Genomic DNA, 20,341 nt, shown 5'->3' with positions numbered 1-20,341 from the left:
GCGCAGCATCGGGCGAGTGCTGGCATGACGCTCATTGCAGCAACGTACCTGGTAGCGCGAAACCGTGGAACAAGCGCTGGGTGAACGGGTTGTTGCTCTTGTCCGCGGTGATCCGGTAACGCATGCCGCCATCGCTGGCTGTAAAGCTGAGGTCGACGCTGGTAGCCGTTGCGCCATTGAGCCGTGCCTGACTCAGCAGACGGAACAGTGACCACGAGCCCTTGTAGACCAGGCTGCTGCTGTTGCCATCGCCATTGACCAGCGTCATGCGGCTTTCGGGGCTACCGCCAAGCGTGTTGGGCCAGATGACGCCGACGGTCTCGCTGGGACCGTGGTTATAGGTGATCAGTTGTCCTTGAAGATTCAGCACGCTGCTCCGTCGCGTGGGTGCCAGGCCAAGCGGCTCGAGTGTGAAATGCACGGCCATCGCACCGCGGCTGTTGAAGAAGGCATCGCGGATCCGGTCGGCGGCTTCCAGTTGCTTTGGCACGTCGGTGCGCATCAGGTAGCCCCCTCGACGCTCCGAATAGAGCGCTTCCAGGTTGTCCTCCAGGAACAGCTTCAGGTACTTGTCCTTGAAGTCCTGCAATTTGCCTTGCGGCCCGAAGAAGGCGGTGAAGTCTTCGACGGAGGCATCGGTGCGGCTGTTCGGGTTGAACGGATAGTAGTTGGCCAGGCGCTGGCTATAGAAGCTGAAGACCTCGGCATTCCAGCGCTTTTCGAGCTCGCGCAGCGCCTCGATCAGCAGCACGTCGGAGGACTCGTCGGCCAGCTTCTTCACCTGCCGATTGAGGGGCTCCGGCAGGCCGGTAGCCACCCGATGCAGATTGCCGAACGGATCGGCGCCGCGCAGCGCAAAGCGGTCCAGCATCACCGTCAGCGCCGCTTTCCCTCGGTCCGGGCTGTCCTGTACCTTCACCAACAAGTCCTGGACGCTGCCGATGGCCTGCATCGTCTCGTCCAGATAGGAAGGCTTCTCGCCCTTGGCCTCAAGCAACGCCGTCAGCGGGGTGAAGGCCTGAGCAATCTTGGCGATCTCCTGGCCTTCGCCGCCAGCATCGCTCTTTGCCGTGGTGGCTGCACCTTCGTTCCGCGCCGCGTCAGACGTCGCCTTGGGCGTCAGATCGGTGTTGTCGCGCACGGTCTCCAGAAGCCGGCGCAGGGGCGCCGCCGGGCTGTTCACTGCGCCCAGTACGTTGGCGGCGGTGCCGATATCATCGAAGTTGGCCACCTCGAGCTGGTTGAGACCGCGGCGCCAATTCTCGATGTAGTCACGGCTGTACAGCGCACGCACGCGCGCGACGAGCGCCTGCTTGTCTGCTTCCGAATAGTCGACATTCCGCCGTTCTCCAAGCACCCATTGGTCAATGACGGCCAGCCTGGCGACATCCTGATTGCGCGGCTCGAAGTAGTTCCTATAGCCCTTGGCGGTCAGCAGCGCGTCGATGCGCGTGCCCTGGTTTTCGCCCCCCTCGGCTGCCGCTGCGGTGGATTGGTAGACGATGTCATAGGCCGGACCGATCTCATTGCGCAGATCCAGCGGCGTCCGCAGGACGTCGCCTGCCTGGCTGCGCATCGCCATGTAGATGCGCTGCGGCAGGGGAATCTGCCGCAACTGCTGCTGCACATCGGCAATCCGGGCGGCATACTGCGGGAGCGACACATCGGCGTACTTCAGCGCGTAATCGAGATGGCTCGACAAGGCGCGTTGCACTGGCGCCTCGCCAGGAAAGGCCGCCTGCCACTCCTTTCTCATCCAGTCTTCCACGAAGGGGGCTCGACGGTTGGCACGGTCCTCGATCATGCGATACACCCGAAGGGCGCTGAGTTGCGCGTCCGAGCCGTCCGCCGCGGCATTCAGTTGCGTCATGACCCCGCTGGCCAACTGCGGCAGGAAGCGCGTCGAGAGCAGCCGCAGATAGGCTTCGTCCACCTTCGGGCCGATTTTGCGCCCCTGGTACAGACCCATGCCGGATACCAGCGGCCACGCTTCACGGTAGTCGCCGTAGACGGCCACCGCATCGCGGAGCTGGTCCAGCGGCAGCAGCAGATTGCGTCCGGTCGGGTCCTGTCCTCCGTCGATCGCGTTGCTGGCGAACGTTCGGCTCTTCTCCAGCACACTCGCCACCTGCGCACGATTCACGGTGTAGTAGTGATACCAGCCGCCGATCACGACCGCACTGCCTAGCGCCGCGACGCCGAAGCCCACGGCCAGATTCCGTTTCTTGTCGGCCAGCACCTTCAGGTTGTCGCCGGCTAGGCCGGCTTCCGGATAGATGACCCGTTGGAACACCTGTTGGGCAAAGTACACCATGGAGCGTCCCGCCGGCTGTGCCAAGGGCACCAGCGTTCGCACACCATAGGTCTGCGAGGCGTTGTCGACGAAAGCGTTGTGCAGCAGCCCCTGTTGGTGAACCGAAGTGAAGTACACGCCTCGCGGCAAGGCGGGAGTGCCGTAGCGATCGCTGCCCAGCACGTCATCAAGGAAGTTGAACAGCACGGTGCGCATGCCGGCTATCTGCCCGACAAAAGAGAACAGCGCCTCGCGTATCGGCAGCGACTTCGCATCGTTCAAGACATCGAAGACCTGATTGTTCAGGCCATCGATGAAGTCGGCGTAGCGCTGGCCGAGCTCTGTCTGCCAGGCGTCGTACTGCCGCGCGGAATCCAGCGTGAAAGTGAATCCGAAGATATCCTCCCGCTCCGTCTTCGGCAGCCTGGCGAAGAATTGCTCGAAACCCTCCAGCAGGTCGAACTTGCTGAGGACGACATACAGCGGCGGACGGGTTCCGAGATGCCGGCTCAGTTCCGCCAGGCGCGTGCGCAAGAGGACGGCCAGTGCCTTGCGCTCGCTCGCGTTCTGGCCCAGCAGCGAAGGCAGATCGACGATCAGCACCACACCATTGAGCGGTCGCCGCGAGCGGTTCTTGCCCAGCCAGTCGATCAGATGCTGCCAGAGGCGGGCCCGAGTCTCGGGCGGCTCTCCACGCGGCTCGCGAGCCGGCGCTTCTCCTGCGTCGGTAGTCGATGCCGACTCGGGGGTACCGTCCGAACGCTCTGCTGTGGGGAACTGGCTGATCAACTCCCCGGGCGGGTCGATCAGCACGGCTTGGTCGCCGATCCACCAATCGGTCCGGTAGATCAGGTCGGGATCGACGAACGTGCCGTGACCGCCAGCCTTGATCTCGCCCGTGAGCGAGAAGTTCTGGCCGCTGCGGTTGATGAAGCTGGTTTTGCCGGCGTCCTCCTGCCCGAGCACGAGATACCACGGCAATTGGTACAGGCCCTGGCGGCCTCGCAGGTGGGAGCGCAACACCGCCAGGTTGGCGTCCAGGGACTTCTCCTGCGCACGGATATGTATAAGCACAGGGTCTTCCTTCACGGCACGGGCTTGCTGACGCTCGGCTTCCAGCCGGCGGTTCCTGGCCCGCAGCACCAGGGCCCAGGTCACCACGGGAACCATCAGCAGGGCAAGGGTCAGCCCGACCCGGGCGCCCAGGCTCGCCAGAGGATGCCGATCACGCCAGACCCACTGCGGCCCCAGCCACCAGATGGCGATCAACAGGAACAGCAGCCCCAGTACCAGCAGCAGGGGCATGCCGCCCTTGACCCAACGCAGCAGGGGGGCGGCATATCGCTTGAGCAGCGACCAGTATTTCATTTTCTCTCTCCTTGCGACTGGCTTCGTCTATGTTCGTTTTCCTGTTGCGCCGGTACGTGCTTGGCGAGGTGCTGGAACAGTTCGGGCTCCCATTGATCTACCGTGACGCCTTTCATCAGCCGGCTGGCGTTCGCATAGAGTTCTTCAGCCAGCCAATCCAGGCCTCTCGACTTCAGCAGGTCTGCCGCAATCACGGTTGCGTGGCAACGCTGACGTGGGCCACTTGACGTGGCCTGGTGCGCCTGCAGGCGGCGCAGCACTGGCTCCACGCCTTCGGTGTCCAGCCGGCTGGCCAGCTCCTCGCGCAGTTCCGCGAACTCCTGCGGTGCTCGCGCAGCCGCAGGCCGCGCTTCGGCATTGCCAATCCAGCCCAAGGTGTCGCGGTCGACGAAGGGGCGCCCGTCGGCGAAGCGCAGGTCGCTCAAGCCGGGAAGGCGCAGCAGGAAACGTTCGGCCGCGTGACGGATGGCTTCCGCTACGGCCGGCATCTCCAGACGGGCCGCCATGGCTGCCGCAAAGAAGCTGCCGCGTAGCCAATAGGGCGAGCTGGTCACGCTCTTTTCCACGCGCAGCAACACCAGCGGGCTGACCGAATTGGTCGAGATCGCCTCGCGATAGCTCTCTTCGGTATCGACCGGCACACACATCAGTTCCGTGAACTGGTCGCGCTTCGCCGGCGGTGTGGTCCGCAGGTGCGCCCACAGCGCGAAACGCCGCAACTGGTAGCCGGCGGGGTCGTAGATGTCCTGCTCGTTGATGAATTCCGCCATCGTCAACAACGTCCGGCGTCCCTCGCGTTCATCGCCGGACTTCGGCACTTCGCTCGGCTGAAAGAAGGCGTCGCTCAGTGCGCGCCCACCTTGTTGGCCATCGCTCGGCTTGAGCGCCACCGGCTCCGGGAACAGGGTGCTCTCGACATGCCGGTGCATCTGTGCTTCCAGCCGGGATAGCATCGATACGTCCAGCTGCGCAGCGGTCGCTTCTGCCTGCAATCGGTCGAAGGCCCGTTGCGCCTGATCCTGCAGCCCGGGGTTGTAGGTTTTCCGATCCAGCGCTTCCAGCGCCTGACTCAGCCGCTCCACCAGCAAGGCGAGCAGCTTGCGTTTGGCCAGCAGGCCACGCGGCCCGGGCTTGGGCTGGCTGGTTTCCCAGTAGCGCTCGACCATGCCGGCCAGCACCAGCATCGCCTCGGTCCAGTGGGGCCAGGTGCGGGGGCGAAGGCGGGCTGTGACCAGATGGCCGGCCACGCGGAAATGCTTGCACTGGGTGCTCAGGTACTGACGCGAGGCTTCATCGACGTAAGACCAGTCGATATTGGCTTCCCCCAGGCTGCCGAGCTTGACCATTTCATGCTCGATGCCCTGGTACGTCTCGTCTTCTTCATCGAACACGCCAGCCGGCTGTTTGGCATCCAGCGTGCCGAGCAATGCATCCAGATCCAGGGGAGGCAGGTTGATCACCAGTGACAGGCCTCACGCTGCTGCTTCATCAGGTTGTGCAGGTTGCTTGCATCGAACTGCAGTCCGGAGAACGGCGCATAGTCGCTCTCGACCTGCAAACGACCGCCGGCCTTGACCAGGTATCGCAGTTGCTCGATGGCGACCAGGCCCCGTCCCGCGTCCACGACCGTGCCGTCTTCGAGTACCTGCCATGGCACCGAGGCCGAGATGGGTTGCCCGTCCAGCAGCAGCCGGATGTTCATCCGGTTGGGCGCGATCGGTTGTGTTGCCAGCAATTGCAAACGCGAGATGTTCGACAGGCAGCTGATCGCCAGGATCGGCGGCGCGGCAGCGTCGCCCAACGTCGGCGCGGACATCACCACGCTCCAACGGCCTGGTATCGCTTCCTCCCTGCGCGAAAGCCGGAATCCCGTCTCTCCCACGCCACGTTCCGTCTCATTGCGGCGGACCAGTTCGACGATCGTTGGCCGTGTCGCCGGTTTCCGGTCGCTGGCCGCTGCATCGTCGCTTTGCGCGGCTGAAGTCGTCGCAACTGGTGCTGGAGGCGTTCCCGCAATCGCATCGAAGCAGGCCAGCCGCTCCACTGACGACACGATGGCGGTACAGGTATTCGTGGCGGACAGGGCCGCTGCGGACGGGCCGGCGGCGGCATTCTGTTTGCTGGCGTCACATCCGGCCACGAGTGCTGTGCAAACCAGCGCCATGCTCAGTGATCTCATGGTGCGGAGTCCTCCTGAAAAATACTCCAGCGCTGGCATCTCCGTGCCAGCGTGCGTTTGGGGATGCCCAGGCTTTGCGCCGCGAGCGCGCGCGAGCCGTTGGCCTGACGCAGGCGTTCGCTTATCAGGTGGCATTCGAAAGCCGCCAGCGCGCCGGGCAGATCGTCGGTCTCCCACAGCTCATGCAGCGGTAGCGGCAGCGTCGAGGTGGCGGGGAGGGGGGCTGTTCGTGTGGCAGGAGGGCGCAGTTCGCGCAATGCCTGTGGCGCGATGGCCTGGCCGCGCTCGGTGCGCTCGGCGGCCACCAGTATGAGGTTGCGTAGTTCCCGGACATTGCCGGGCAGCGGGTGCATCTGCAGCATGCGCAATGCGTCGGCGCTGATGCCCGGGATGTGTGCCTGCCGCTCGCGGTTGTATTGCAGCAGCACGTGCTCGGCCAGGACGGGAATATCCTCCGGCCGCTCGCGCAGCGCAGGCACGTGCAGGCATTGCTGGCGAATGCGAAAGTACAGGTCTTCCCGAAAGCTCCCCTCGGCGATGCGTTGAGGCAGCGGCTGGTGGGTGGCGCATATCAGGCGGAAATCGGAATGACGCTCCTGCGTCGCGCCCACCGGGCGGTACTTCTTCTCGTTCAGCACGCGCAGTAGCCGGCCCTGCAATTCCAGCGGCATGTCGCCAATCTCGTCGAGGAACAGCGTGCCGCCATCGGCCTCCGCCACGAGTCCCGCGCGCGCCTGGCTGGCGCCGGTGAAGGCGCCCCGCTCGTTGCCGAACAGCTCGGCCTCGATCAGATCCTTGGGGATGGCCGCGCAGTTCACCGGCACGAATTTTCCCTGGCGGCTGCCCGTCTGGTGAATGAGCCAGGCCGCGTGATCCTTGCCTGCCCCTGTTTCGCCAGTGATCAGGATGGCCAGGTTCGAGTCCGTCATGCTCAGCATGTCGCTGCGCAGTTCACGGACCGCCGGACTCACGCCGACGAACTCAGCGGCCAATAGTCTGGCCGCTCGCTCGCGTGCGCGGGTATGCGTTTGCGCGCGCACAGCGTCGGCTGAACGGGCCCGCGCCGCATCGCCCAGGTTCTGCTGCAGGCTGGAGAACAGGTGCTCATGGATTTGCAGCAGTGCCTGCCACAGCGCAGACTCGCGCAAAGCGTGTAGTGCCGCAGGCTCTCCGAGCAGCGCCAGGACCGCGAAGGCATGCTGATTGGCGTCGCGCAGCGGCAGAATCCAGGCGCCGCTCCCAGGCATGAAACGTTCGCGCAACTGCTCGAAAGAACGGCCCACGCCGACCATGCCGGCGATGTGCTCGACCATGCAGGGGTGACCGCTGACCAGGCCATAGACCAGGGGATTGTCCAACTCGCCCATATCCAGCTCCGGCAGAGCAGGCGTTCTTTCCGGCACGCAGGACAGCGGCAGCAAGCAGTCACTTGTCTGGTCCAGTCGATAGCACAGTCCCAGGCTCGACGCGCCGCTGTCCACGGCCGCTTGCAGGATGACGGCTGCCAGCGCCTCGGGGTGTGTCGCCCAGGCCAAGTCGCGCGCGATGCGCGCGACCTCGATCGGCTCCAGTTGCTTTGGTGGCGTCATTCCACGACGGCCTCGAAGGCGCTGCCGTTCCACGACAGCTCGGCGTGCCGGAACGCCGTGCGCTCGGCCAGCCGCTGCAGGACGGACAAGGACAGCGGCGGCAACAACTCGCCATCGATGCTCGCATCCAGCATGCGTGCACCGTTTTGATGGCGGGTGCAGCGCCTGCGCAGTTCGTCGCTGGCGCTCGCGGACACCGACAAGGTCGCGTCATAGCGCTGGACGAACTGCTTCATCAGTCGTTGCAAGCGGCTTTCCACGATGTCTCCGAGCACGCGATCATCCAGATAGCGATAGGGCACGACCTGCATTCTTGCCAGCAGTGCCGGCTTGAAGAATTGCAGCAGGCGCTCCCGGAGGGCGGCCCCGTCCCGGTCGGTCAAATCACTCTCTTGCTGGTCGAATCCCAGGTTCGAGGTCAGGAAGAACAGTACATTCCTGCAGTCGATCAATCGACCTTCGCCGTCGGCCAGCTCACCTTTGTCGAAGGCTTGATAGAAGAGGTTCAGCACGTCCGGGTGCGCCTTCTCGACCTCATCGAGCAGGACTACCGAGTAGGGCTGTTTGCGGATCGCCTCGGTCAGCACGCCGCCTTCGCCATAGCCGACGTATCCCGGCGGCGCGCCGAGCAGACGCGACACGGTGTGCTTTTCCTGAAACTCGGACATGTTGATCGTCGTCAGGAAGTGCTTGCCACCGAACAGCGAGTCGGCCAGGGCCAGGGCGGTTTCCGTCTTGCCCACGCCGCTGGGGCCGACCAGCAGGAAGGCACCGAGGGGCGTTCCGGGCCGCCGCAGATCCGCCACCGCGGTCAGCAGATGCCGGTGAATGTGCTCGATGGCGGCGTCCTGCCCCTTGACCCGTTCCCGCAGCATCCCCGGCAAGTTCCCGAGGCGCGCCATCTGGTCGCTGCTGATGGTTGTCGCCGGAATGCCGGTCCAGTCGGCGATGACCTGCGCGATCTGCTCACGGCCTACCTCCGCATGCAGCAGCGCGCCCTGGCGTTGCAGCGCCGCCAGTTCCACCACCTTGGCCGACAGTTGTTTGGAGCGTTCGCCAGCGTCGGGGATGTCGGCGCTTGCCAGCGACGACCGCAGCGCCTGGATTTCGTCGACCAGCGGCTTCTGGCCTGACCAGGCTGTTTGCAGCGCATCCATTTTCTGCTGGACCCCGCTGCGCGCGCTCTCAAGCGCATCGAGCCGTCGCGCGTCAGCGTACAGGCCGGCACGCTGATCCCGTTGCACCAGCGCCGACTCCGCGTCGATCTGCAGCAGCTCGTGCTCCAGCGCCCGCAAGCGCCTGGGTGGCTCGGCGAGTGCCGTCGCCACCCGCGCGCAAGCCGTGTCAAGCACGTCGATGGCCTTGTCGGGCAACTGCCGGCCCGACAAGTAGCGCGCCGAAAGCCGGGCGGCGGCCTGCAAGGCCTCGTCGGAGATGTAGACCCCGTGAGCGCGCTCGTAGGTGTCCCGCAACCCCCGCAGGATATGGACGGCGGTCTCGGGGCTCGGCTCATCCAGCTTGACCAGCTGGAAGCGCCGGCTGAGCGCAGCGTCCTTCTCGAAGAACTTCTTGTATTCCGACCAGGTGGTGGCCGCGATCGTGCGGAGTTCTCCCCGGGCCAGCGCTGGTTTGAGCAGGTTGGCGCCATCGCTGCCGCCAGCCGCATTGCCCGCGCCGATCAAGGTGTGCGCTTCGTCGATGAACAGGATGATCGGCGTGGCGGCGGTCTTCACTTCCTCGATGACCGCTTTCAGCCGCTTCTCGAACTCGCCCTTGACCGACGCGCCGGCCTGCAGGGCGCCCAGGTCCAATCCCCACAGCGCCACCGAGCGCAACGGCTCGGGTACGTGCCCCTGGACGATGCGCAGCGCCAGGCCTTCGATGACCGCGCTCTTGCCCACACCGGCCTCGCCCACGACGATCGGGTTGTTCTTGCGGCGGCGCGACAGGATGTCGATCATCAGATCGATTTCCCCATCACGGCACAGCACCGGGTCCAGCCGTCCCTCACGCGCCTGGGCGGTGAAATCGTGGCCGTACCTGGCCAGCGCCGAATCAGACTTGGCGAGGACGGGGAAGGGGACACGCTCCGACGCCTGCGGCGCTTCCGCCGAATTCGCGACCAGCGACAGGAAGTTCTTGCGCCAGGCTTCCCGGTTGACGCCATCGAACAGACGCACTGCGGACAGCGGCAGATAGCGGCCGGGGTTCAGCAGCGCCGCCAGGAGGAGGCTGCCGCCGCGGATGGCGTTCTGGTTCCACTCCAGCGAACCCAGCAGCCAAGCCTCTTGCAACAGCTCGACCAGCAACGGTGAGAACGACGGGTATTGCCCACCGGAAACTTCCTGGTTTGGGAAATTGGCCGATAGCGCCTGACGCACCGCGTCCGGATCCAGCCCGGCCTGGCGCAATAGCAGCCGGACATCTCCCAACGGCAGGTCCACCAGCTTGAGCAGCACATGCGGCACCGTGACTTCGGCGCCTTGCTGGCTGATGCAGAGGCTCGCAGCCTCTTCCAGGGCTTGCCGGGAGGGAGGATTCAAACGGTCGAACACTGCCGAGAGCGCAATTTGGATCATGAAGCACAACCCATCAAGAACGGTTGGAAACGGGCGAGCAACGTCAAGCGTCGAAGTTGTCCGCAGAGAAGTCGATACGGCCGGGAATAGTTTGCCCATTAAGGAAACATAATACTCCCAACTAATGAATGGGATATTGATTGATTTTTGTTCGGAAAATTCTCAATAAATGCAAAAATTTTCTCGGTCTCGTTCTTGCGCGATATTTCGTTCCGCTCTGATCGAAATATCAGGCGTGTCCTATTGACTCGGGAATTGAGTGACCTTAATTATTCGGGTGGGCCGCGTGTGTCTGCGTATGTCTCGCAAGCGCTTCTGAGCGTCATGATTTCCGAGAATCATGGAGTTTTGGGAGATTTCCCAAAACAAGCAGGTTTCGAGCCAGATGGCCATACGGCGGTTTAAGGCTAAGAGCGAATTTCCAGCATCCTCAAGATAAGGAGTATTTATGGCGAAGAGCACGGCATCGGTAGCCCCGAAGGAGCGCGTCAATATCAAATATGTTCCGGCAACGGGCAATCAGCAGGCGGAGATCGAGCTGCCTTTGAATATGCTGGTGATTGGCGATTTCAAGGGGCACGAAGAAGAAACCGCCATCGAAGACAGGCCGGTGGTGTATGTCGACAAGGACAACTTCAACGAGGTGCTCGGTGAAGCGGGCGTGGCCTTGAAGACCGCCGTTCCCCTGCGCCTCGGCAATGCCAGCGCCGACGACACGCTGACCATCGATCTTCAGTTCAAGCACATCAAGGATTTCAGTCCTGACGCCGTCGCCCGGCAGGTGCCCGAACTGCGCAAGCTCCTGGAGCTGCGCGAGGCGCTGGTCGCCCTCAAGGGACCCATGGGCAACGTGCCTGCGTTCCGCAAGCAGTTGCAGGCCCTGCTTGGGGATGAGGCGGCACGGAGCAAGCTCGCGCAAGAGCTGAGCCAGGCGCTCGACGGCTCGTCCGATTGATGCGACTCCTGCGGCAGATCTTCCAATAACCCCGCGGCTTCAAGGACACGAACATGAAAACCGAAAGCGCTGTTGCCCTGGCTGAAATGGCCCAACCCCAAGGTCTGCTCGAACAGATCATGGCGCAGACCCGCATCGAGCCCAGTCACGAGGGCTATGCGATCGCCGAGCGCGGCGTTGCTGCGTTCATTGCCGAAATGCTCAAGACGGGCGATCGCGAGCAGCCCATCAACAAGATGCTGGTGGACAGCATGATTGCCCGGCTCGACGAGCAGCTCACTGTCCAGATGGACGAGATCCTCCACGATCCGCTCTTCCAGAACCTGGAGTCCCACTGGCGACAGCTCAAGCATCTGGCCGACAACACCGATACCCGCGAGAACATCCGGATCGGCTTCATGCATGTTGGCAAGGCCGAGCTGCTGGAAGACTTCGAGGGGGCAGGCGATATCACCCGTAGCGGCCTCTACAAGCATGCCTACACAGCGGGCTATGGCCAGTTTGGTGGCGAGCCGGTGGGTTGCATGGTCAGCAGCTACACCTTCGGCCCTTCGGCGCCGGACATCAAGCTGCTTGGCTATGTGGCCGCGGTTGGCGCCATGGCCCACGCGCCGTTCCTGGCTGCCGCCGGTCCGGAATTCCTGAACGTGGAAAGCTTCCAGGAACTGCCCAACCTGAAGGAAATCAGCGACATCTTCGAAGGCCCCCGCTTCGCCAAATGGCGTAGCCTGCGCGAATCCGAGGATGCGCGCTACCTGGGCCTGACCATGCCGCGCTTTCTGCTGCGCCAGCCCTACGACCCGCTGGACAACCCGACGCGCACCTTCGTCTACCGCGAAGGCATCAATGGCGACCACGCCAACTACCTGTGGGGCAACACCTCGTTCCTGCTCGCCAACCGCATCACCGACAGCTTCGCCAAATACCGCTGGTGTCCGAACATCATCGGCCCGCTGTCCGGCGGCGCGGTGGACGATCTGCCGGTCCACCTGTACGAATCCCTCGGCCAGCTGCAGGCCAAGATCCCCACGGAAGTCCTGGTGTCGGATCGCCGCGAGTTCGAACTCGCCGAAGCCGGCTTCATCCCGCTGACCATGCGCAAGGACAGCGACAACGCTGCCTTCTTCTCCGCCAATTCGGTGCAAAAGCCCAAGATCTTCCCGAAGACCGAGGAAGGGCAGGCCGCGCAGACGAACTACAAGCTCGGCACGCAACTGCCGTACATGTTCATCGTCAACCGGCTGGCGCACTACCTCAAGGTGCTGCAGCGCGAGCAGATCGGTAGCTGGAAAGAGCGCCAGGACCTCGAGCGCGAACTGAACAACTGGCTCAAGCAATACATCGCCGACCAGGAGAGCCCCTCGTCCGACGTGCGCAGCCGCCGCCCGCTGCGGGCCGCCCGCGTGATCGTGCAGGACGTGGCCGGCGATCCGGGCTGGTATCAGGTGTCGCTCGCGGTGCGTCCGCACTTCAAGTACATGGGTGCCAACTTTGAACTGTCCCTGGTCGGCAGGCTCGACAAGGAATGACGAGAGCATAGACCATGCCGAGAACGCTCGGACAGGGAAGTCTGTTCGAGCGGCTTGATCCCGAGCTCGCGCCGCGACGTTTGCGAACGAGCCAGGATCTGGCCGCCGAACGCATCCAGGCCATCAAGCGGCATCTCGAGTGGGTGCTCAATGCACGGCAGGGCTGCTCGTCCAGCAGTCCTGAATTGGGCCTGCCCGATTTCAACGACATCGCGGTCGGCAGTGCCGATCTGCGGCACCGTTTGAGCGAGCACATCCAGTCCGTGGTCAGCGAGTTCGAGCCACGGGTCAAGGTGACGCACGTGCAGCCACTCACGGACGGCACGCGCCCGATGGATCTGCATTTCCGGCTGCACTGCCTGGTGCCGGTCCGCAACGCACACGAGAGCATCGAGCTCGACCTGGTACTTCAGCATCACAACAGGACCGCGCGGTTCGCCTGAGCCGCCGCGCGGTCCGCTATGGAACGTCGTTGCCATGACATTACGCCGCAAGTTCCGAGAAGAGCTCGACTACTTACGTCGCTTCGGCCGCGAGTTTTCCCGTGACAATCCGCAACTCTCCCGTTTTCTTGGCGGGGAGAGCAGCGACCCCGACGTCGAGCGACTGCTCGAGGGCTTCGGCTTCCTGACCGCCAAGCTGCGGCTCAAGATCGAAGACGATCTGCCCGAGCTGACTCACTCGATGCTGCAACTGCTGTGGCCGAACTACCTTCGGCCGCTACCGAGCTCGACCATCATCTGCTTTGAGCCGGTCGAGACCGCCATCACGCAGCGACAAACCGTGCCCAAGGGAACCCTCGTTTTGTCGCGCCCGGTCGATGGCGTCCAGTGCCGCTTTCGCACCTGCGCGGACGTTCACCTGCTGCCACTCAAGATGACCCGGGTGAGCGATGCCCACTCGCGAGAAAAGTCGATCCTGACGGTCGAGCTGTCGTTCCTGACCGACAACCCGCCCAGCCTCATGGACTGCGACCGGCTCGATTTTCAGCTCAGTGGCGACGACACCACGGCGCAGACGCTCTATCTCTGGTTGGCCCAGTACCTCGACAAGGTCAGGGTGGACCTCGACGGCAAGGCATTCTCGCTGCCCAGGCGACAGGTGGAGTTTCCTGGTTTCGAGCAGGACGAAGCCCTGCTGCCGTATCCGAAAAATGCCTTCGACGGCTACCGGATATTGCAGGAGTACTTCGTTTTTCCCCAGCGTTTCCATTCCTTCAGGTTGAGCGGCCTGGCGCCGTTCTGGCCGTCCACCAGCCAGGAGACGGTCCGGATCGAATTCCACTTCAGCCGGCCGATGCCGCCGGGCATCCGCCTGCGCGATGGCGACCTTGCCCTGTACTGCACCCCCGCGGTGAATCTGTTCGCTCACGACGCCGAGCCGCTCAGGATCGACGGCAAGGTCGCGCAACAGCCCGTCTACCCTGCGGGGCAGCAGCCGCAAGCTTACGAAATCTTCAGCATCGACGAAGTCAAGGGTCTGCGCCGCCGCGCGGATGGACGACGTGGCGACGGGCTGCGTATCTTCCGCCCATTCGAGTCGATGGCGCATGAAGTCGAGCATGCCGAAGGTCGCACCGCGATCTACTACCGGACCCACATAGACAACGCGCTTGATGGCAGCGGCCTCGACCATGCCGTCTCCTTCGAGCGCGCCGACGCAAGCGAGTATGTCGACCAGACCGAAACGGTCTCGCTGTCGCTGACCTGCACCAATCGCGACCTCCCGCTCGCGCTGGACGTGGGCGATATCTGCGAAGGATCGGAGAGGGCGCCGTCCTACAGCCGCTGCCGCAACATCACGCGTCCGACGCCATCCTATCGCCCGGTGCTGGACGGCGACCTCCAGTGGAGCCTGATCTCCAACCTGTCGCTGAACTACCTGTCGCTGCTCTCGGCCGAGCCACTCAAGGCGGTCCTGCGAGCCTACGACTTTGCCGCGCTGCATGACATCCAGCACGCGCGGGCCAGCAGCAAGCGCCTGGCCGGCATCGGCGAGGCCGAGACCAAGCCGATGGACTGGCTCATGAAGGGCCTGCCCATCCGAGGCCTGAAGACGACGCTGAAACTTGATCAGGATGCCTTCCTTTGCGAGGGTGACCTCTACCTGTTCGGCAGCGTGTTGAGCCACTTCCTGGCGCTTTACGCCAGCATCAACTCCTTCCACGTGCTGGAAGTCATCAACACCAGCAACAACGAGCACTACCAATGGCCATTGCGGATCGGAAAACAACCCCTGATCTAGCCGACGCGGTGCTCGCCGGCGCGAAGACCTACGATTTCTTCCGCTTGCTGGAGCAGTTGCACGCGCTGCACGACGACGACCTGGAGGCGAGCGATCCGCTCGGGAACGCCCATTGGCGCATCCGCCTGAGCAGCTCGGCGGGGCTGGCGTTTCCGGCGTCGGACATCAGCTTCGCCGCGCGCATGCCCGACAGCTCCGCCAGCGACTACCAGGTGCAGGCCAACTTCTTCGGGCTGCACGGCCCGGACTCGCCGTTGCCGGGCTACTACCTGGACCGCCTGGCCTATGAGCATGGGCAGGGCATCGGCATTCGCCCGGCCTTCCTCGACTTCTTTCACCACCGCCTGCTCACGCTGCTGCACCGGGCATGGCGCAAGTATCGCTACCACATTCGCTTCCGCAGCGAAGCCAGCGATGGCTTCTCCCGCTATGTATTTGCCCTCGTCGGCCTGGGCAACGGCGACTTGCGCGGCGCGACGCCGTTGCCCTGGAGCCGTCTGCTCAGCTTTGCCGGCTCCATCATCAACCGCAGCCGCTCAGCATCTATGGTCGCGGGCATCGTGGCCGACTGCTTCGCCTTGAAATCCGTCCAGGTGCGCGAATTCGAGGTTCGCTACGTCGACATCCCGTCAGCGCAGCGCTTGTCATTGGGCAGGCGCAATGGCGAGATCGGCGACAGCTTCGTGATCGGCAAGCGGGTACGCATCTGCCACAACAAATTCACCGTCGTCATCTCCGATCTCGACCAGGAGCGCTTCCGCCACTTCCTGCCCAGCGGCGAGGACTTCGCACGGCTGCGCAAGCTCATGGAGTTCCTGCTGCGCGACCCGATGGCCTTCGATCTGGAGTTGCGGCTTCGCCCGGCGCAAGTCGAGTCCTTCAACCTGAGCCGGGCGCGTGGCTCGCATCTTGGCTGGACCACTTTCGTCAACGGTGACGACGCCACTCGAACCCCCGTGCGTATCAAGGTGCGACTATGAACACGCCCATTCCTCCAACAAGCCAGGCGTCGGCAGACACGCAGCGCCTCGAACTCCTCGTTGCCAATACCCATGCCCTGCGCGCCGGCAGCACCGCGCGGCACAGCTTCGGCCACGCCGGCGGCACCATCGGCAGCCGTGGCGCCGACTGGCTGCTCGATGACGGCCGGGGCCAGGTACAGGCGATTCACTGCGAGATCACCTGGATCGACAACAGCTACTGCGTGCGCGACCAGAGCGGCGCCACCCGCGTCAACGACGCCGAGACGCCGTTGCGGCGCGGCACGGCCGCGCGTCTGCGCGACGGCGACATGCTGCATATCGGCGCCTACCAGGTCACCGTCCATCTGCAGACGGCCGAAGCACATCTGGCCAACAGCCAGCCGCTGCTGCAGCGTTCGGTCGGCGAGTTGCTCAACGAGCCGGGCGCGGGCCTGCACCCCGCGGTCGAGACCGGCAGGCCGCTGGATGCGGGGCCGCGCCAGCCCGATTTCAGGGCCTTCGATGATCTTGCGAGGGAGCGCCGGCCCGCGGAGGAACGCGATCCGCTGGCCGCCCTGGATGCCGAGCAACAACGGCGTGAGCCGGCACTCGGCATTGCCCCGCTGGATCCGGCGAACTACGGACTCAGTCCCAGCCAGACCCAGGCCAACCACGCCCGTACCCGATTCGAAGCCGTGTCCGGCTCGCCCAAGACCTTATCTGGAGAATCCACGATGTCTCAGTCCTACTCGCGTGCCGTTTCGACCGGCGACGCCAATGCCCTGATCCAGCCCCTGGTGGAAGGGCTGGGGGCCTCGGTCGGCGTGGTCGATCCTCGGATGGGACAAGCGCTCTTGCTGGAAATCGGCAGAACGTTGAGCGCCATCATTCACGGCATCACTGCCTTGCAGCGTACCCAGGACGGCAAGGGGCGCAATCTGGCGCCGCTGGCCCGCACGCTCCAGCCCATCGAGGACAACCCCTTGCGCCTGGGGCTGGGCTACCCGGAGACCGTGCGCGCGCTGTTCTCCAGCGAACGCAGCGTCGTGCACCTGTCGCCATCCGCCGCCGTGGAGGAAAGCCTCGCCCAGGTGCAACGGCACCAGACCGCGCTGATCGAGGCCATTGACGCGAGCCTCCAGGCCCTGCTACGCGCCTTCTCGCCGGAGCAGTTGCAGCAGCGCTTCCAGCGTTATCGGCCGGTCCAGGTCCAGCAAACCGAGGCAGCGGACTGGAACTGGCAGATGTACACCCACTACTACAACGAGTTGGCGTCCTCTCGCCAGCAAGGCTTCGAGAAACTGTTCTGGGAAGTCTTCGAGCAGGCCTATGACCGGGCCCTGCGTCAGGAGCCGCGATGAAGCGGCTCGTTTGCGCGCTGATGCCGCTGATGCTGCTCATGGGCTGCAGCACCATCGGCAATGCCTTCAAGAAAACGGGGCAGGTTCTGATGGACCCGTCCATCCAGGTGGGCGTGGATGACGACCAGCCGACCCAGGTCGGCCTCAGCCTGTATGCCGACCACGACGTCAATCCCAACGGGCAGCATCAGGTGCCCGAGGTCGAAGCTACCGACGGGCAGGACGAGGAAGACGGTCCCTATACCGTGCGCTTCGCCAGCGCCAACAAGTCCGAGTTCCTGGAAAACCTCGAACTGCTGCTCAAGCACGTGCGCGGCGGCGCCGATGCGTCCACCTTTGTCGCGAGTCCCGCGGCCGGTGCCGGCACGCCATCTGCGCGTCCGCGAGCCGGCCAGTCGAGCGGGCAGGCGGCCGTGCCTCCGCTACCGAGCACGGGGGCAGGCGGCCGGCAGGGCCAGGAACTGGGGCAGTACGATGCCAATGGTCGCCGTCACAGTTTTACACCGTCGACCGCCCAGTCGAAGCCGGCCAAGGCACCCGGAACCCCGATCGCCTTCAAGATCGTGCAGCTCAAGGACGACTCCCTGCTGCTCAATGCCGACCTCGAGCAACTACGCAAGGACCTGAAGACAACGCTGGGAAGCACCTACCTGGCCGCAGACGACTACCTGCTGTTGCCTGGACAGTTCAAATTCGTGCCCTTCGGCGAAGTCCGCGACGGCACGCGCTTCGTCGCCGTCATTGCGGACTTCCACGATGCGAACGCGGTGGCCTGGAAGCAGGCCATGCCGATCGAACCCAAGGGCCGCAAATACTCCTTGCTGGTCAAGTTGAGCGAAACGAGCGTGAGCCTGACGCGCGAGGGGCGGCCCGCGCCACCTGCTGCGCTACCCGTCGCGCTACCCGCCGCACCCGCACCGGCTGCCTGTGCCGTGCCGTCCTCATCCATCGATGAAGCCTCCGAGCAGCCGATCTCGAAGTTGCCGGAAGCGGAGGTCGTCCCGCCGCTGCCGGCGGGGCCGGTGCCTTCCGCTGCGGACCTGCCGGCCGCTTCCAATTCATCGCGAATCCAGGTAACGCCATGACCACACGCAACGCCGTTCTCTGGGGTGAAGGACTGTTCGTCCAACCCCAGCATTTCCAGCAGCAGGCCCGAGCCGCCGAGTACCACGTCAACCAGCGCCTGAACAGCGTCAGCGACCATCTGTACGGCTTCAGCGAGCTGGAGCTCAACCATGAGTACCTGGCCTTCGGCAAGGTAGCCATCGTGCGGGCGCGCGGCGTGATGCCTGACGGCACCGTCATCGACATTCCCGGCGAGCAGCCCGCGCCGGAACCCCTGGCCATCACCGATGCCAGCGTGGCCAATCAGACGGTCTACCTAACGCTGCCGCTCAAGCAGGACAGCGGCCTGGAAGTCCGCTGGCCGGACACCTATGCCAACGCGCGCTACGTGGCCCGCACGGAAGCCGTGCGTGACACGCACAGCCTCGAAGGCGACCACCAGCCGGTGGACCTCGCGGTCCCCAACCTGCAGTTCGCTCTGGAGCAGCAGGACCGCAGCGCCTTCACCGGCATCGCCATGTGCCGCATTCTCGACCGCCGCCCGGATGGCAGCCTGGTGCTGGACGACAACGGGTTCTATCCCACCAGCCTGTCCGTGAGCGCCATCGCGCCGCTGCATCGCTTCGTCGGCGAGGTGGCGGGGCTGATGCGCGAGCGCGCCAAGAGTATCGCGGAGCGCATCGGCTCAGCCGGGCAGTCTGGCGTGGCCGACATCACCGACTTCAACCTGCTGCAAGTCATCAACCGCCTGCAGCCCTGGTTCAGCTACCTGTCGCGCAAGCGGCATGTCCATCCCGAGCACCTCTACGTGGCCTTCATCCAGGCCTGCGGCGAACTGGTGACCTTCACCGACGAGGGCCGTCTGCCGCAGGAGTACCCGGCCTATCAGCACGACGACCCACGCGTGTCCTTCCGCATGCTCATGGATACCCTGCGGCGGACCCTGAGCACCGTGCTCCAGCCCCGCGCGGTGTCGCTGCCGATCATCGAGCAGCGCTACGGCTCGCTCACCGCCGAGGTGCACGATCGCACGCTGATCGAAGGCGCGGAGTTCGTGCTCGCCGTGCGCGCCCGGATGTCCGCGGACGACCTGCGCCAGTTGTTCGTCCAGCAAGCCAAGGTCACCTCGATGGAGCGCCTCGGTGAACTGGTCAGCCTGCAACTGCCCGGCATTCCGCTCAAGCAATTGCACGTGGCGCCGCGCTATCTGCCGTATCACGCCGGCTTCATCTATTTCGAGCTCGATCGCACGCATCCGGCGTGGCAGGTCATGACGCAACAGACATCCGGCTTCGGCTTCCACGTCGCCGGCGACTTCCCGGAACTGGAAATGCAGTTCTGGGCCATCCGGAGCCAATGACATGACCACGACCATTTCCCTCGACGACCCGCGCACGCTGCGCTCGCGCCCGGCGCCCGGCCATGCCGCAGCAGACGAACTCAGCCAGACCGTCGGCTACCAGCGCATCGAACAGCTCAACGGCGACCCCGACCTGAGTTTCCAGCTGCGCGGCCACGGCTGGAATCCTCTGGTGGACGGCGCGCAGCCGCTGCTGGGCCTGGTGATTCGCCTGCGCCGGCTGGAGCGCTGCGACGACATCGGCAAGCTCTATCAAACCGTGCGCGACCAGATCAGCGCGCTGGACGAGGAAATCCGCCAGCACAGCTACGACAGCGCCACCCAGCTGGCTTTCCGCTATGCGTTGTGCGCCTTCATCGACGAGGCCGTGATGGCTGCCTCCTGGGGCGGCTCCGACTCGATATGGGCCAAGCGTTCGCTGCTCAGCCACTTCCACAACGAGACGTGGGGCGGCGAGAAATTCTTCACCGTGCTCGCCCGCATGCTAGTGGAACCCGCCAAGTACCGTGACGTACTGGAGTTCAAGTACCTCTGCCTGTGCCTGGGCTTCACCGGCAAGTACGGTGTGCGCAACAACCGCGAGGAATCGCTCAACCACATCATCGACCGGCTGCACCACGTGTTGCGCGGTTTGCGTGGCGACGTCCCGGAAAAGCTCACCGATGGCGGCCGCAATATCGCCACGCGCCGTTACCGGCTCGGCGGGCAACTGCCGTGGTGGACGCCCTGGGCCTGCGCGCTGCTGCTGCTCAGCGGCGCGTATGGCTACTTCAGCGTTCAGTTGGGCAGCAGTACCGAGCAGGTGCTGCGCGCGCTGGACGCCACCCTCAAGCGCTAGTTCCAGGCCCCGCGGCGAC

Annotated in this window: 14 protein-coding genes; 9 read left to right on the top strand and 5 right to left on the bottom strand. The window is 64.4% G+C overall.

Annotated elements, in window-relative coordinates; genetic code table 11:
* Nucleotides 1–31: 31 nt before the first annotated feature.
* From tssM to tssH, 5 genes are read right to left on the bottom strand one after another with little or no spacing between them, the layout of a single operon-like run.
* Nucleotides 32–3,661 carry a type VI secretion system membrane subunit TssM gene (tssM, locus tag BKK81_RS12615; protein WP_071013388.1) on the bottom strand — a complete coding sequence of 1,210 codons (3,630 nt, stop codon included), beginning with the start codon at nucleotides 3,659–3,661 and terminating at the stop codon, nucleotides 32–34.
* Entirely contained in the window at nucleotides 3,658–5,121 is a 1,464-nt protein-coding gene (gene tssA / locus BKK81_RS12610; RefSeq protein WP_197523924.1) for a type VI secretion system protein TssA, read from the bottom strand. The genes tssM and tssA overlap by 4 nt, the downstream gene beginning before the upstream one ends.
* The gene (gene vasI, locus BKK81_RS12605; RefSeq protein ID WP_197523923.1) at nucleotides 5,118–5,840 is read right to left on the bottom strand and encodes a type VI secretion system-associated protein VasI; all 723 of its coding nucleotides are present in this window, start codon (nucleotides 5,838–5,840) and stop codon (nucleotides 5,118–5,120) included. Before vasI ends, tssA begins: the two co-directional genes overlap by 4 nt.
* A complete protein-coding gene (locus tag BKK81_RS12600; protein WP_071013383.1) occupies nucleotides 5,837–7,429 on the bottom strand; it encodes a sigma 54-interacting transcriptional regulator in 1,593 nt (530 codons plus the stop codon). The genes vasI and BKK81_RS12600 overlap by 4 nt, the downstream gene beginning before the upstream one ends.
* Nucleotides 7,426–10,008, bottom strand: coding sequence for a type VI secretion system ATPase TssH (gene tssH / locus BKK81_RS12595; RefSeq protein WP_071013380.1), 2,583 nt, complete (start codon nucleotides 10,006–10,008; stop codon nucleotides 7,426–7,428). Before tssH ends, BKK81_RS12600 begins: the two co-directional genes overlap by 4 nt.
* A 448-nt stretch (nucleotides 10,009–10,456) precedes the next feature.
* Between tssH and tssB the strand changes: the two genes are divergently transcribed.
* The 9 genes from tssB to icmH are packed head-to-tail and all read left to right on the top strand — an operon-like array spanning nucleotide 10,457 to nucleotide 20,322.
* On the top strand, nucleotides 10,457–10,963 hold the full coding sequence (gene tssB / locus BKK81_RS12590; protein ID WP_071013378.1) for a type VI secretion system contractile sheath small subunit: 507 nt from the start codon (nucleotides 10,457–10,459) through the stop codon (nucleotides 10,961–10,963).
* Between the two features lie 53 nt (nucleotides 10,964–11,016).
* On the top strand, nucleotides 11,017–12,492 hold the full coding sequence (tssC, locus tag BKK81_RS12585; protein ID WP_071013375.1) for a type VI secretion system contractile sheath large subunit: 1,476 nt from the start codon (nucleotides 11,017–11,019) through the stop codon (nucleotides 12,490–12,492).
* Nucleotides 12,493–12,506: 14 nt separating this feature from the next.
* The gene (tssE, locus tag BKK81_RS12580; protein WP_071013372.1) at nucleotides 12,507–12,935 is read left to right on the top strand and encodes a type VI secretion system baseplate subunit TssE; all 429 of its coding nucleotides are present in this window, start codon (nucleotides 12,507–12,509) and stop codon (nucleotides 12,933–12,935) included.
* A 34-nt stretch (nucleotides 12,936–12,969) separates the two neighbouring features.
* The gene (tssF, locus tag BKK81_RS12575) at nucleotides 12,970–14,736 is read left to right on the top strand and encodes a type VI secretion system baseplate subunit TssF (RefSeq protein ID WP_071013370.1); all 1,767 of its coding nucleotides are present in this window, start codon (nucleotides 12,970–12,972) and stop codon (nucleotides 14,734–14,736) included.
* Nucleotides 14,700–15,716 carry a type VI secretion system baseplate subunit TssG gene (tssG, locus tag BKK81_RS12570; protein ID WP_071013367.1) on the top strand — a complete coding sequence of 339 codons (1,017 nt, stop codon included), beginning with the start codon at nucleotides 14,700–14,702 and terminating at the stop codon, nucleotides 15,714–15,716. Before tssF ends, tssG begins: the two co-directional genes overlap by 37 nt.
* A complete protein-coding gene (gene tagH, locus BKK81_RS12565; RefSeq protein WP_071013365.1) occupies nucleotides 15,713–17,059 on the top strand; it encodes a type VI secretion system-associated FHA domain protein TagH in 1,347 nt (448 codons plus the stop codon). Before tssG ends, tagH begins: the two co-directional genes overlap by 4 nt.
* Nucleotides 17,060–17,079: 20 nt before the next feature.
* On the top strand, nucleotides 17,080–18,144 hold the full coding sequence (gene tssJ / locus BKK81_RS12560; protein ID WP_197523922.1) for a type VI secretion system lipoprotein TssJ: 1,065 nt from the start codon (nucleotides 17,080–17,082) through the stop codon (nucleotides 18,142–18,144).
* Complete coding sequence (tssK, locus tag BKK81_RS12555) at nucleotides 18,141–19,484, top strand: type VI secretion system baseplate subunit TssK (RefSeq protein ID WP_071013359.1); 1,344 nt, start codon at nucleotides 18,141–18,143, stop codon at nucleotides 19,482–19,484. Before tssJ ends, tssK begins: the two co-directional genes overlap by 4 nt.
* A gap of 1 nt (nucleotide 19,485) precedes the next feature.
* Nucleotides 19,486–20,322 (top strand): type IVB secretion system protein IcmH/DotU, encoded by an 837-nt coding sequence (gene icmH, locus BKK81_RS12550; protein WP_071013356.1) that lies wholly within the window; start codon nucleotides 19,486–19,488, stop codon nucleotides 20,320–20,322.
* The last annotated feature ends 19 nt before the right edge of the window (nucleotides 20,323–20,341 follow it).

It is taken from the genome of Cupriavidus sp. USMAHM13 (assembly GCF_001854285.1).
GTDB lineage: Bacteria > Pseudomonadota > Gammaproteobacteria > Burkholderiales > Burkholderiaceae > Cupriavidus > Cupriavidus malaysiensis.
Note: the sequence above shows the minus strand (reverse complement) of the source record. Positions and strands in the feature narration are given on the sequence as shown.